This window comes from Protofrankia sp. CiP1_Cm_nod4 (genome assembly GCF_982290645.1).
Genome location: NZ_CEVIVC010000009.1, coordinates 60,501 through 73,700, shown reverse-complemented (window position 1 = coordinate 73,700; position 13,200 = coordinate 60,501). Strand labels below are relative to the sequence as shown.

Annotated in this window: 11 protein-coding genes and 1 pseudogene; 7 read left to right on the top strand and 5 right to left on the bottom strand. The window is 70.0% G+C overall.

Translation table 11 applies throughout. The annotated features are described in order from the left end of the window. Positions 1 to 516 precede the first annotated feature (516 nt). The 6 genes from glgC (at position 517) to AC5LSR_RS03780 (ending at position 8,699) form a co-directional block, all read left to right on the top strand. On the top strand, positions 517 to 1,761 hold the full coding sequence (gene glgC, locus AC5LSR_RS03805) for a glucose-1-phosphate adenylyltransferase (protein WP_250283662.1): 1,245 nt from the start codon (positions 517 to 519) through the stop codon (positions 1,759 to 1,761). A 177-nt stretch (positions 1,762 to 1,938) separates the two neighbouring features. Next, a complete protein-coding gene (glgA, locus tag AC5LSR_RS03800; protein WP_250283664.1) occupies positions 1,939 to 3,114 on the top strand; it encodes a glycogen synthase in 1,176 nt (391 codons plus the stop codon). 103 nt (positions 3,115 to 3,217) lie between these two features. Next, positions 3,218 to 3,805, top strand: a complete 588-nt coding sequence (locus AC5LSR_RS03795; RefSeq protein ID WP_250283666.1) for a DUF1353 domain-containing protein — start codon at positions 3,218 to 3,220, stop codon at positions 3,803 to 3,805. Positions 3,806 to 3,938: 133 nt separating this feature from the next. After that, positions 3,939 to 4,934, top strand: a complete 996-nt coding sequence (locus AC5LSR_RS03790) for a metallophosphoesterase (RefSeq protein ID WP_250283668.1) — start codon at positions 3,939 to 3,941, stop codon at positions 4,932 to 4,934. A 218-nt stretch (positions 4,935 to 5,152) separates the two neighbouring features. Then, the gene (locus AC5LSR_RS03785) at positions 5,153 to 6,163 is read left to right on the top strand and encodes a DUF2889 domain-containing protein (RefSeq protein ID WP_250283670.1); all 1,011 of its coding nucleotides are present in this window, start codon (positions 5,153 to 5,155) and stop codon (positions 6,161 to 6,163) included. A 169-nt stretch (positions 6,164 to 6,332) separates the two neighbouring features. Further along, positions 6,333 to 8,699 (top strand): DUF8508 domain-containing protein, encoded by a 2,367-nt coding sequence (locus AC5LSR_RS03780; RefSeq protein WP_445548212.1) that lies wholly within the window; start codon positions 6,333 to 6,335, stop codon positions 8,697 to 8,699. A 392-nt stretch (positions 8,700 to 9,091) separates the two neighbouring features. Here AC5LSR_RS03780 and AC5LSR_RS03775 read toward each other — a convergent pair whose 3' ends face one another. Further along, on the bottom strand, positions 9,092 to 9,643 hold the full coding sequence (locus tag AC5LSR_RS03775; protein WP_250283672.1) for an NUDIX domain-containing protein: 552 nt from the start codon (positions 9,641 to 9,643) through the stop codon (positions 9,092 to 9,094). Positions 9,644 to 9,929: 286 nt separating this feature from the next. Between AC5LSR_RS03775 and AC5LSR_RS03770 the strand changes: the two genes are divergently transcribed. After that, positions 9,930 to 10,097 (top strand): hypothetical protein, encoded by a 168-nt coding sequence (locus AC5LSR_RS03770; RefSeq protein WP_250283674.1) that lies wholly within the window; start codon positions 9,930 to 9,932, stop codon positions 10,095 to 10,097. A gap of 27 nt (positions 10,098 to 10,124) precedes the next feature. Here the strand turns inward: AC5LSR_RS03770 and AC5LSR_RS03765 are convergent. From AC5LSR_RS03765 to AC5LSR_RS03750, 4 genes and pseudogenes are all read right to left on the bottom strand, one after another. After that, a pseudogene (locus AC5LSR_RS03765) lies at positions 10,125 to 10,312 on the bottom strand (IS982 family transposase); the annotation flags it as partial. A 15-nt stretch (positions 10,313 to 10,327) separates the two neighbouring features. Further along, entirely contained in the window at positions 10,328 to 10,486 is a 159-nt protein-coding gene (locus AC5LSR_RS03760; RefSeq protein WP_157180533.1) for a hypothetical protein, read from the bottom strand. 283 nt (positions 10,487 to 10,769) lie between these two features. Further along, a complete protein-coding gene (locus AC5LSR_RS03755) occupies positions 10,770 to 11,714 on the bottom strand; it encodes a ParA family protein (protein WP_250283676.1) in 945 nt (314 codons plus the stop codon). 185 nt (positions 11,715 to 11,899) lie between these two features. Continuing rightward, on the bottom strand, positions 11,900 to 13,200 hold a 1,301-nt coding region (locus AC5LSR_RS03750), incomplete at its 5' end, for an ABC transporter permease (RefSeq protein WP_493468143.1).

Below are 13,200 nucleotides of genomic sequence, written 5' to 3'. Positions count from 1 at the left end.
CCGGCTTCCAACCGGCCGTCCTTTTCAACCGACAGCAGCCACCTGCGACCGTCCGCAGGCGGCCAGGGCGCCGCCGGAACCGGAGCATGCCGCGGGCGGCCCGGCACCTGAGACGACCTGGCGCACGGGCAGCCCGGCCACCTGGATGGACGCCGGCAACAGGCCCGTGTCCCGGCGTCCAGCGGGATGATCCTTGTCACGGGCGCCGGGGGCGGCCCGGCTATCGGGGCTGCGGTAAACAGAGGGTGATGCGCCGGGTGGCAGTCCGCCCCGCCGGGCGGTCCGGCTACCGGGCGGCGGTAAACCCGGCGGTGGCAGGTCGTCGCGGATTTACGGTCCGGAGCCCGAATTCCACTACCCGCTGTTAGGCTTCGGCATTGTCGGCCTGGCCGAACGCGGTCGCGCCCGACCGGTCGATGACGACACAGCGCAGTCACTCACCGCAATCACACTGTGCTATCTGAACCATTAGCAACCAAGCAGTTACAAGCATCGGCGTCACCCTGGAGGTCTGGGATGTCACGACCACGACCACGAGTGCTGGGTGTCGTGCTGGCCGGAGGTGAGGGCAAGCGGCTCGCGCCACTCACCGCCGACCGGGCCAAGCCGGCCGTCCCCTTCGGCGGCCTCTACCGGCTGATCGACTTCGTCCTGTCGAACCTGGCCAACGCCGGCTACCTGCGGATCTGCGTGCTCACCCAGTACAAGAGCCACAGCCTGGACCGCCACATCACCACCACCTGGCGGATGAGCAACCTGCTCGGCAACTACATCACCCCGGTACCGGCCCAGCAGCGGCTCGGCCCCCGCTGGTACACCGGGTCCGCGGACGCCATCCACCAGTCCCTCAACCTCGTCTACGACGACCAGCCGGACATCGTGGTCGTCTTCGGCGCCGACCACGTCTACCGGATGGACCCGCGGCAGATGGTCGACCAGCACCTGACCAGCGGAGCCGGCGTCACCGTCGCCGGCCTGCGCGTCCCGCGGGCCGACGGCACGCAGCTCGGCGTGATCCGCCCCGGCGCGGACGGTTACACCATCGACGCCTTCCTGGAGAAGCCCGCCGACCCGCCCGGCCTGCCGGACAGCCCCGAGCAGACGTACGCGTCCATGGGCAACTACGTCTTCTCGACGGACGTCCTGATAGACGCGCTGCGGGCCGACGCGGACGACGACACCAGCGTCCACGACATGGGCGGGAACATCATCCCGATGCTCGCCAAGGCCGGCATGGCGCATGTCTACGACTTCTCCGCCAACGACGTTCCCGGAGCCAACGACCGGGACCGCGGCTACTGGCGTGACGTCGGCACCCTGGACTCCTACTTCGACGCGCAGATGGACCTGTGCGCGGTCGACCCGGTGTTCAACCTGTACAACCGGAACTGGCCCATCCTGACCAACGTCCCGTCCCTGCCGCCGGCGAAGTTCGTCCACGAGCACCCGGACCGGACCGGCACGGCCGTCAACAGCATCGTCAGCAACGGCGTGATCATTTCTGGCGGCCTGGTGCGCCACTCGGTGCTGTCGCCGGGCGTGCGGGTGAACTCGTGGGCGCAGGTCGAGAACGCGGTCGTCATGCACAACACGGTGATCGGACGACGGGCCGTGGTCCGCGACGCCGTCCTCGACAAGAACGTGATCGTGCCCGAGGGCGCCGAGGTCGGGGTGGACAAGGAGCACGACCGCGCCCGCGGGTTCGCCGTGAGCCCGGAGGGCGTGACCGTCGTCGGGAAGGGCGTCACGATCACCTGCTGACAGCCGGGCCGGGCCCGTCGACGGTGGGCTGGCGGGCCGGGCTCCGAACGGGGCCCCAGGCTTCAGCCGGCTCCGCGGGCCTCAGCCAGCTCCGGCCGGCTCCGGCCGGGCTCCAGCCGGGCTCCAGGCGCCGGCCCGGCGATCACCAACCACAGGTCACCAACCACAAGGGCGGGCATGCGCGTTTCACTGCTGACCAGGGAGTACCCACCGGAGGTCTACGGCGGCGCGGGGGTGCACGTCGAGTACCTCGCCCGCGAGCTGGCCCACCTGGTGGACCTGGCCGTGCACTGCCAGGGCGCCGACCGGCCGAGCCCGGACGGCATCGCGGTGCGCGCGCACCGGCCCTGGGACCTGCTCGCGGACGCCGGGGAGGCGCTGCGGACGGTGTCGGCCGACCTGTCCGCCACCGCCGCCGTCGCGGGCGCCGACCTGGTGCACTCGCACACCTGGTACGCCAACCTCGGCGGGCACCTGGCGTCCCTGCTGTACGGGATCCCGCACGTGATGACCTCGCACTCCCTTGAGCCGCTGCGGCCGTGGAAGGCCGAGCAGCTCGGTGGCGGCTACGCGCTGTCATCGTGGTGTGAGCGGGTCGCCATCGAGTCGGCAGCGGCCGTCATCGCGGTGAGCGGGGGCATGCGGGCGGACGTCCTGTCGGCCTATCCGGCGGTCGACCCGGCCCGGGTGCACGTCATCGGCAACGGGATCGACACCGACGAGTACGCCCCGGATCCGGGCACCGACGTCCTCGCCCGCCACGGCGTCGACCCGCAGCAGCCGTCGGTGGTGTTCGTCGGGCGGATCACCCGGCAGAAGGGCCTGCCGGTGCTGCTGAAGGCGGCGGCCGGGCTCGACCCGCGGGCCCAGCTCGTGCTCTGCGCGGGCGCGCCCGACACCGACGACCTGCTCGCGGAGGTGACCGCGCAGGTCGACCAGCTGCGCGACACCCGCAAGGGCGTCGTGTGGCTCCCGGGGATGCTGTCCAAACCCGAGGTCATCCAGCTCCTGACGCACGCGGCCGTCTTCGTCTGCCCGTCGGTGTACGAGCCGCTGGGGATCGTCAACCTCGAGGCCATGGCCTGCGGGACGGCCGTGGTCGCCTCCCGGGTCGGTGGCATCCCCGAGGTCGTCGACGATCGTGTGACCGGGCTGCTCGTCCCGCCCGAGGACCCCGCGGCGCTCGCCGAAGCCGTCAACACGCTGCTGGGCGACCCGGCGCGCGCGGACGCGATGGGCCGCCGGGGCCGGGACCGGGCCGTCGCAGAGTTCGGCTGGCAGGCCGTGGCGGAGCGGACCGCCCGCCTGTACGAGTCGGTCCTCTCCCCTGCCCGGCTCCGGCCGTCCTCCTGATCCCGCAGCCGTCCCTCGCTCCGGTCGTCCTCCTGGCTCCGGCTATCGTCCGGGGCCTGCCCGTCCTCGCCCCCACCGCCGCGGAACGAACGACGAGGGACACATGCCCTTTCTCAGTGACAGGATCGCCGTCGAAGAGATCGACGACATCCGTTGGCGCCTGCTGGAACCCGTCAGCTACGAGGGCAAGAAACAGGTCTTCACCGTGCCGACGGGGTTTACGACCGACTTCGCGTCGGTCCCACGCTTCCTCACCTGGCTGGTACCCACATACGGGCGTTACACCAAGGCGGCCATCCTGCACGACTGGCTGTGGAAACTGGCCGACGCCGGCGACTTCGACCGCGCCGACGCGGACGGGATCTTCCGCCGGGCAATGCGTGAGCTCGATGTGGCCTTCTTACGGCGGTGGCTGATGTGGGCGGCGGTGCGACTCGCCGGCGTCCGGAAATCGGGGCTGTCCACGCTGTGGCGCCCGGGGTTCGGGCAGCTCGCCGCGCTCGTCGCCGTCGCCCTTCCCGGTTTTCTCTTCGTCCTGGTTCCCGGCTGCGTCGTCCTCGCCGCGCTCTTCGTCTTCTATCTCGCCGAATCCATCGCCTTCCTGATCCTGAAAATCGGCAGCCGGCGGGCACCGACCGGAAAGCCGGTGAAAAAGGTCAACCCTCCGTCATTCCGGTGGACGCCGTCGTGAACGATCCCGCATCTTCCACGGGCCGGTGCCGAGCGGCCCGTGGATGTCAGCGCACTGCGTTTGTCGACCAGGCGTCGCCCGGTGGCTGAACTGTCGTCACCGGCCGGTGGTCGAAGGTGTCGAGAGTCATCGCATGCGACGACACCTGTTAGCAGTGGCGCTTGCCGCGACCGTTGCGGCCGCGGGACTCGTCCCGGCCGGTACCGCCATCGCCGCGCCCGGCAACCCCGGCAACCCCGGCCCTGCCGGCCCCGACGGGCCCGCGGTCACCTTCGCCCTGCTGGGCGACACTCCTTACGGCGACGCCCAGCGCGCCGTCCTCCCGCGCCTGGTCGACACCGTCAACGCCGACGCGGACATACGCTTCGTGCTGCACGCCGGTGACGTCAAGAACGGCTCGTCCACCTGTGACGACGCCCGTTTCGCCGATCTGGCACAGCTCTTCGGCACGTTCGACGATCCGTTCGTGCTGACACCCGGCGACAACGAATGGACCGACTGCCACCGTACGGCCGCCGGCGGATACCTGCCCACCGAGCGCCTGGAGGCGGTTCGCCGGGCGTTCTTCCCGGAACCGGGCCGTACCCTCGGCCGTCACCAGCTGCGGGTGGCGACACAGGCCTCCGACCAACGCCACCGCGAGTACCGCGAAAACGTGCTCTTCACCCGGAACCGGATCGTCTTCGCCACCGTGCACGTCGTCGGCAGCGAGAACGATCTGGCACCGTGGTCACAGCTGCCCGGCGGGGACCGGCCGGACCTGCGGCTGGCCGAGTTCGAGGCACGCAGGGCCGCCGCACTCGACTGGATCGACACCGCTTTTGCCACCGCCGAGCGCACCCACGCTCCCGGCGTGCTCCTGTTGATGCAGGCCGAGCCCACCGAGACCCCGGGCTTCACCGAGATCCGCCGACGTATCGCCGAACGGTCGCGCGGATACGGCAAGCCGGTCCTGCTCGTGCACGGCGACGAGCACATCTACGAGGTGGAACCCGCCTACGCCGGAGTACCCAACCTGACCCGGCTGGAGACCTTCGGCGACACCGCCACGCAGTGGTTGCGGGTCACCGCCAACCCACGCACGCCGGGCGTCTTCTCGTGGACGACGCGGACGGTGCCGTCCACCTGACGGACCGGCCGACAGGCGGGCGGGCGGCGGGCCCGGCGGATCCGGAGAGCCCCGGTCCCTGGCCTGCTCGGTGGTTCGAAGAACCGTGGTTCGAAGAACCATCGAGCAACAGGCCGGCAACCGCGGAGATGACACGGAGGACGTGACGTTGCCAACTTCCCTGCTCCGGACAGGCTGCCACAGAGCCATCGGCGGTTCGGAGTGTAACCCTTGGAAGGGTGACGACGACTGCTCTCCAGTGGCTCTCCCCCGCCGGACCGACCACCGGTACACCGCCGCGTGTCCCGGGCTCGGTGCGTCGTACCAGCACAGTTGACGTCCTGTGCCCGGGCGACACCGAAAGCCCGGTGGTGATCGTCGGCCGAGCACGCGACCTGCGCACCGTCGGGGAGCGGACGGGAACGGACAGCGACGCCCAGGTCGTGGCCGAGGCCGGCGTCCGGGTCACGATCGACTATTTCGGCGACCGGACGGTCACCGCGATCGAGTGTGACCCGGCGGTGGCCGGCAGTGACGCGCTGCTGGGCGCCCGGGCCGGTTCGGGCTTCCGTACCGCGCTGGACCGGGCCGTGCCCGAGCTGACCGTCGGGGGCACCCTGCCCGGGCTGCTCCTCGACGAGGTGCCCGTGGTCACGCTGATCTCAGGCTCGATGATCGCCCGCATCGTCGGAACGCCGTTCACCGACGTCCGCATGCCCCCGGTCGACGTCTGCGCCGGCTGGGTGGCCGGCGGCGGGCTGGACATCGCCAACCGTGAGGATCCGTCCGCCCTCATGGGCCACGGGCCGAACGCACCCAGGCTGGACGACGACAGTGATCCACTGGGCTGGCACGCCGCACCGCCACTGCCACCCGGCAGCGTCCGGCGGCGGCGCAGGATCGACGTGACACCCGGGCCGCGGCCGGGCGAGGCCGTGGTGGACGCGTTCTTCCGGGACATCTACCGCGACCTGGACGGCTCGGAAGCAATCGTGCACGAGTACGCCGTCGACGCCACGATCGACCTCGCCACCGCGACGGTCCGCGCGGCTCAGGCGACACCCCGCGTCCTGCCGGGCCCGCAGTGCCCGTCCGCCGGGGCGAGCGTCAGCCGTGTCCTCGGCCAGCGCCTGGCCGGGCTGCGCCACGGGCTGCGCTCCTCCATGACCGGGCCGACGACCTGCACCCACCTCACCGACCAGCTCCGCGCGCTCGCCGACGTCCACGCCCTGCTCCCGCTGCTGGCCTGACCGTCACGTCAGAAATTCACGCATCCGTTCACCGACCGTCGCCTTTACCTGATGGTAATCAACACCGTCCACTCGATAGAGATGACGGGCTCGTGTCGCTGTCCACGCACTGTCGGCCAGGAGCCCGTTCATGGATCATTCTTGCCCTTCGCCACGTGGTCGGTCCTTCGTGCGGCGCCTGCTGCTGCCCGTACTCGCCGTAACCATGGCCGGCGGCTTCACCGGGATTGTCGCGGCCCCGGCCTTCTCGGCCTCGCCCGACGTGGTGATCAGCGAGGTTTACGGCGGCGGCGGCAACAGCGGCGCGCCGTATCTCAACGACTTCGTGGAGCTGTACAACCGGGGCACCACGGCGGTCAGCGTTGCCGGCTGGTCCACGCAGTACGCGTCCGCGTCCGGTACGAACTATCTCGTCACCGCGTTGTCCGGCACGATCCAGCCCGGCGCCAGGTATCTGGTCAGGCTCGGCTCCGGCGGCAGCCAGGGCGCCGCGCTGCCCACCCCGGACGCGACCGGCACGACGAACCTGTCGGCCACCTCCGGCAAGGTCGCGCTCGTCACCAGCACCACCGCCCTGACCTGCGGCGGCAACTGCGACACCGCGCCGGGGGTGAAGGACTTCGTCGGCTACGGCGGCGCGAACGACTACGAGACCTCCCCGGCCCAGGCCCTGTCCAACACCACCTCGGCGACCAGGTCGAACCCGGCTACCGACAGCGACAACAACGCGAGCGACTTCGCCAAGGTCAGCCCCACCCCGCAGAACTCCCAGGGTGGCGGGGGCGGCGGCTGCGCCGGCTACACCACCCGCATCCGGGACGTCCAGGGCAGCGCGCACATCTCCCCACGTAACGGCCAGCCGGTGTCCGACGTGCGCGGTGTGGTCACCGCGGTGACGGGCAACGGCTTCTGGTACCAGGACCCGTGCCCGGACGCGAACGACGCCACCTCCGAAGGCCTGTTCGTGTACACCTCCAGCGCGCCCACGGCCACCGTCGGCCAGGAGGTCGCGGTCGGCGGGACCGTCTCGGAGTACCGGCCGGGCGGGTCGGGCAGCACGAACCTGACCACCACGGAGATCACTTCACCGTCCGTCTCCGTACTGGGCACCCGGGCCGTCCCGGCGGTGGCCGTCATCGGCACCGGCGGCCGGGTACCACCGGCCACAGTGATCGACAACGACGCCACGGGCAGCGTCGAGACCTCGGGCACCTTCGACCCCGCCACCGACGGCATCGACTTCTACGAGTCCCTGGAGGGCATGCGCGTCCAGGTGAACAACCCGGTGGCGGTGGGCCCGGCCAACAGCTACAACGAGATCCCGGTGCTCGGTGACGACGGCGCGAACGCGTCCGTGCGCACCACCCGCGGCGGCATCGTGACCCGCCAGACCGACGCCAACCCGGAACGGATCATCCTGGACGACGCCGCGCTGGCCGGCTCCACGCCCGCCGGGGTGAACGTGGGCGACCACTTCTCCGGCCCGGCGGCCGGCGTCCTCGACTACTCCTTCGGCAACTTCAAACTGCTGCTGACCAGCGCGATCAGCCGAGTGGCGGGCGGGCTCACAGCGGAGAGCACCGGTGGGCCGGGCGCCGGGCAGATCTCGGTCGCCACGTTCAACGTGGAGAACCTCGACCCGTCCGACCCGCAGAGCAAGTTCGACGGGCTGGCGCACCAGATCGTGACCAGCCTGGCCGCGCCGGGGATCATCACCGTCGAGGAGGTCCAGGACAACGACGGGGCGACCAACAGCTCGGTGGTGGCCGCCGACCAGACCTGGACCAGGCTGATCAACGCGATCGGTGCCGCGGGCGGGCCGGCCTATACCTACCAGCAGATCAGCCCGGTGGACGATCAGGACGGCGGCGAGCCCGGCGGCAACATCCGCGTCGGTTTCCTGTTCCGCACCGACATCGGGCTCACCTTCGCCCCCGGCACACCCGGCGGCTCCACCACCGCGGTGGCCGTCTCCGACAGCGGCAGCCCCGCCGACCGGGTGAACCTCAGTGTCAACCCCGGCCGGATCGACCCGACCAACTCGGCCTTCAACGCCAGCCGCAAGCCGCTGGTCGGCAAGTTCTCCTTCAACTCCAAGCCACTGTTCGTGATCGCCAACCACTGGAACTCCAAGGGCGGTGACGACCCGCTGTTCGGCCGCTACCAGCCACCGGCCCTCGCCAGCGAGACGCAGCGCAACCAGCAGGCGACGGTGGTGCGGAACTTCGTCCAGTCGATCCTGGCGATCGACAGCCAGGCACGGATCGTGGTGGCCGGCGACCTGAACGACTTCCCCTACTCGGCGCCGGTGCAGACCCTGACCAGCGCCGGCCTGACCGACCTGCCGGCCACCCTGGCCGACGCCGAGCGCTACACCTACGTCTACGAGGGCAACTCGCAGGTCCTCGACCACATCCTGCTCTCCACCGCGCTGGCCGGCGCCGCGCACAGCTACGACGTGGTCCACGTGAACTCCGAGTTCGCCACCCAACAAAGCGACCACGACCCCCAGGTAGCCCACCTCACCCTGCCCTGAGTTTCCGCACCCCGGCGTTTCTCCGCAGCAGGACCTGGTGCCGGTCACCGTACATGGCGGCCGGCACCTCCGAGTCGGCACTCCCAAACAAAAGCGATCATGTTAACGAGTACGTAAGTGGCTGCCCCAGCAACCACTTACACACTCGTTCCGGCGCGGGAGTGCGGTGGGGATAGATCTACAGAATCGATCATGATGCCGTCCGTCGCGACCTCCCTGGCCAGCCCGACGGTCATGGCGCCCCTGGATGCGGCGTATTGGGCTGTCAGGTCCTTTGCGCAGGCAGTGGGGTCGTGCGCCGTTCAGGGATGTGAGGCGCGTGGGTGGCGGCGATGGAGGCTCGCCCCCCCGTTGCGTCCGGAACCGGATGCGCCGGGGCGGGCGGCCGGGCGTCAGCGAAGGGTTTCGGCGATGCGCTGTCGCAGCGTCGCGTCACCGAGGTTGTCGATGGTGCGCCAGGCCGCGTCGGTGACCTCCTCGGTCTGAAGCTGGTGAACGTCGGCGGTGGTGCGGAAGAGGAACCGGACGTCGACGTGCCGGTGCTCCGGCTCGCCCTTGGCGTCGTTGGCGGGGATGGGGTGGACGTCGATGTGGATGGGGTGGACGTCCGCGGGGGTGACCGCGTTGGTGGGGATGCCGGTTTCCTCGGCGAGTTCGCGTAGGGCTGCTTCCAGTAGCGAGGTGTCCTGGGTCTCCAGGTGGCCGCCGGGCAGGAGCCACGTGTCGAGTGCTCGGTGGTGGATGTGCAGGATGCGTCCGTCGGCGTCGGCGAGGATCGCGCCGGCGGTCGCGTGGCCGCGGAACTCCCCGCGGGAGGTGAGGTCGGCGCCGGTGTCGAGGAGGTCGAGAACGGGCGCGAGGCCGGGTTTCTCCTCGGGGTGGGTGTCGAGGTAGGTGGTCAGGGTGGCGCGGATGTGGTCTGCCGTGATGGCCAAGTTGATCACCTGTTGAAGTAGGAGAGCCAGATAGCCGCGATCGCGGCGCGGTCGGCGGCGGGAACCTCGTGCATACCGGGAGTGAGATCGCCGCGGGTGAGCATCCTGATCCCGGCGAGTATCTCGGCTTGGACCAGGTAGGCGTCCCCCGACTCGCAGGATCACGGCGCTCGCTACGGCCGCTCGAACTCCCCGGCCCTCGCGCCGCCCAGGAAGGCATCCCACTCACGCGGTCGCGATACAGCTCATCAAGCAGCTGCCCTTCCCCATCACCGCTCCTCCCCAGACCCCACACGTGTGGCGGGACGACTACACCCCGGAGACGGACGACCTCACCTCGCCCCGGCCGATCCCCGAGGAACTGCAGAAGCAGAACTGGTCACCCGGGCCGTACGACCAGGGGCTCATCGACGCGCTGCGGGCCAAGCTGGCGGCCGACCACCCGTCGGTGACGAGCCTCTAGACGAGTAGGTCCGAACGGTTGGGTCGGTCAGTGGCCGTAGGCGATCAATGATCGGGTGACGGGCGCGGCGGTCTTGTTGTTGTGCCAGATCGCCGCGGCCATCGCCAGTAGCCGCTGGCGACCCGGATCGCGACGCCCTCGAAGGTTCGGCCGCCGTGTTGTTCCAGGTCAGGCTGCCCTTTGAGGGTGTCGTTGACCGACTCGACCAGGTGTCGGCGCGCGCCCACACCTCACCCTGCCGCACGCCGCAGGTCCTCCAGCCTGGCATACTCGGCCGCCAGGTAGTCCGGGGTGACGCCCAGGGCGGCGTTGCGCTGCTGCTGGCGGGCGAACCGGACGGTCCAGATCGACTCGGCCAGCATCTTGTCCACCCACGCCGACAGCGTCATCCCGGCGGACACGGCCGACGGAAAGATGTTTCGTAGTGTTTTGTCATAAAGTTTCATTGAATTTAAGAATGATGCGGATGAAGCACCCGTAGCGGCTGGTTCCGGGGCTGTCGAGGCAGGACGAACGATCCGGGGTCGGGCCGATGCCCGACAGGCCTGTCGTGGACGTCGTAGACATCGGGGGCGTCATGGCCTGCCAGGCGCGCCTGGTTCGCGGGCGGCTACCGCGGTTGGCGTGATCGGGCGTGATCGGGTATGTGTCCGTTGCGCTCGTGGGCATGTCCTACGAAGGCACGTCCCGCGGCTCCGAAGAAGACGACCCCGAAGAAGGCGGCGAAGAGGGCCGCGATGACGGGACGGTGTCCTCGACGGCGGCTATGAACTCGGTGGCGAGGGAGGCCAGGGCGTCGTAGTGCCGGTGGTAGCCGTACCGCTGCCGCAGGGTGCCCCAGTCGTTGAACTCCGCCGCCTCCGCGATCTCCGTCGAGTCCGGGATCCGGGAGCTGAACACGCGCAGGCCGGTCTCCTTGCCGGAGCGGGCCAGGTAGTCGGCGGTCTGCCGGTGCAGCGAGACGTTCGCCCGGTACTTGCTGACGACCAGGCCGACGGCGGGGATGACCCGGCCCACGCTCGTGGCGAACTTCTGGATCCTGGACCGTATCTGCGGAATTCCGTACGTGGACATGACGTCCGGGATCGTCGGGACAATGTAGCCGTGCGAGATCCGCAGCCCGTTCAGGGTGAGCACGCTCAGGTTCGGCGGGCAGTCCACGAGGATGTAGTCGTAGTCGTCGGCGATCTTCTCGATCTGCCGGTGCAGCAGCTCCACCGGGTTGTGGCCGCCGACGGCGGCGGGCGGCCCGGCGGCCGACAGCAGCCTGTCCTGGAGGTCGATGAGGTCCAGCGAGGAGGCCAGCAGGTCGACCTGGGTGACGCTGGCCACCGGGGAGACATCCCGCTGCAACGCCTGGTGGACGTCGAAGAGGCCGCCGGCCGGGCCCGGGTCCACCGCGTCCCGGAAGAGCGTCGCGAGCGTCCGGCCGGAGTCGTTGAGCTCCTGCCAGCGCGCTTCGCCGATCATGAAGACGGTCAGGTTCGTCTGCGGGTCGAGATCGATGATCAGTACTCGCCTGCCGTGCTCCCCGGCCAGAATCTCCGCCAGGGCCGCGGTGATCGTCGTCTTGCCGACGCCTCCCTTGAGGTTGATCGTCGAGATGATGTGCGTCAACGTCGTTCCCCCGCCTACCCTCACCGGCGCGGGGCCGCCGCGGTGAGATCCGACCAGATGAACCGCCACGATAGCGCGCACCTCCGATCATGGTGACGGCCCGGGACGGGCTGACGAGCCCACAGCCGCGTCGCCGTCGTCCCTCCGGTCACGCGGGCGGCCTCCCCGGCCGCGGATCCGTCACCTCAGGATGACGGATCCGCGGTCGTCCTGCGCCGGCTCACCTTCGGCTCGATCCGACGGATCATGTACGCGGTCAGTACCAGTGCGGCGACGCCCACCCCCATCCCGGCGAGGATGTCGAGGAACCAGGTGGATCCGCTGTGCTCCCACAGCGGATCCGGCGGATCGCCCCGGGGCCCGACGCGGCCGAGCTTGGCGACCTCGTTGAGGTTGGCGGTCGAGCCCAGCGCGGCAAAGCCCCAGCGGGCCGGCGCGATCCAGCTCACCTGTTCGAGCACCGGCCGTCCCACCGCCGACACCAGGCCCCCGGAGAGCACGAGCTGGGCCATGGTGACCAGCACGAGCACGGGCATGGTCTTGTCGGCGTTGTCCACCAGCGTCGACACCAGCAGCCCGATCATCATCGATGACAGCGCCGCCACGACCACCGCGATCAGACACTCCCCGAGGGGCGAGCCGAGCAGTACCGCATCGGCCGGCAGGCGCCCGAGTAAACCGATCAGGGTGAACACCACGCACTGACAGGTGGTGATCGCGGTCAGAACCGCGATCTTCGAGCCGAGGTAGGCGGTGCGCGACAGGCCGATCGTGCGCTCCCGCCGGTAGATCGGCCGCTCCTTGACGATCTCGCGCACGGAGTTCGCCATCCCCATGAAGCACGCGCACAGCACGAGCACGACCAGCACCTTGGTCGCGTCCGGATTGGGCTCCCGCAACGGCGCCAGACCGTCCTTCGCCGGGATGACCCTTGGGATGATCCCGAGCAGGAACGGGAACGCGATGATCAGTCGCAGGTAGGAGCGGTCCGCGAACACGACCCGCAGGTACCGCCTGACCAGCGTCGAGAGCTGCGCCGTCACCGGCTGCTGGCGGATGCCGGGCAGCAGCGCCGGCGGGCGGCGCACGACCGGCGCGACAACGGCGGACGGGACGTAGTACTCGGACGCGCGGAAGCGGGCCGCGAGCACGTCGCCCGGGGTCGCCTCCAGCTCCCGGAAGACGGCCACGAACTCCTTGAAGTCCTTCTTGCCGAAGAAGCGCAGCGCACCCTCGCTCGGGCCGAAGTAGGCCACGTGGCCGCCGGGAGCGAGCACCAGCAGGTAGTCACAAAGATCAAGAAACAAAACACTGTGCGTGACCACGATCACCGTACGGCCCTCGCCGCCGGTAGCGGCGCCCGCGGCGGCACCGGCCGCGCCGTCGCTGCCGTGGGCGAGCCCGTGCAGCGCCTCCATCACCGACTGGTCGTTCGCCGGGTCAAGGCCGGAGGTGGGCTCGTCCAGGAACAGCAGGGTCGGGCGGG

Coding starts and splice junctions, on each gene's coding strand:
- glgC (WP_250283662.1), top strand. CDS start 517: ATGTCACGACCACGACCACGAGTGCTGGGTGTCGTGCTGGCCGGAGGT.
- glgA (WP_250283664.1), top strand. CDS start 1,939: ATGCGCGTTTCACTGCTGACCAGGGAGTACCCACCGGAGGTCTACGGC.
- AC5LSR_RS03795 (WP_250283666.1), top strand. CDS start 3,218: ATGCCCTTTCTCAGTGACAGGATCGCCGTCGAAGAGATCGACGACATC.
- AC5LSR_RS03790 (WP_250283668.1), top strand. CDS start 3,939: ATGCGACGACACCTGTTAGCAGTGGCGCTTGCCGCGACCGTTGCGGCC.
- AC5LSR_RS03760 (WP_157180533.1), bottom strand. CDS start 10,486: ATGACGCTGTCGGCGTGGGTGGACAAGATGCTGGCCGAGTCGATCTGG.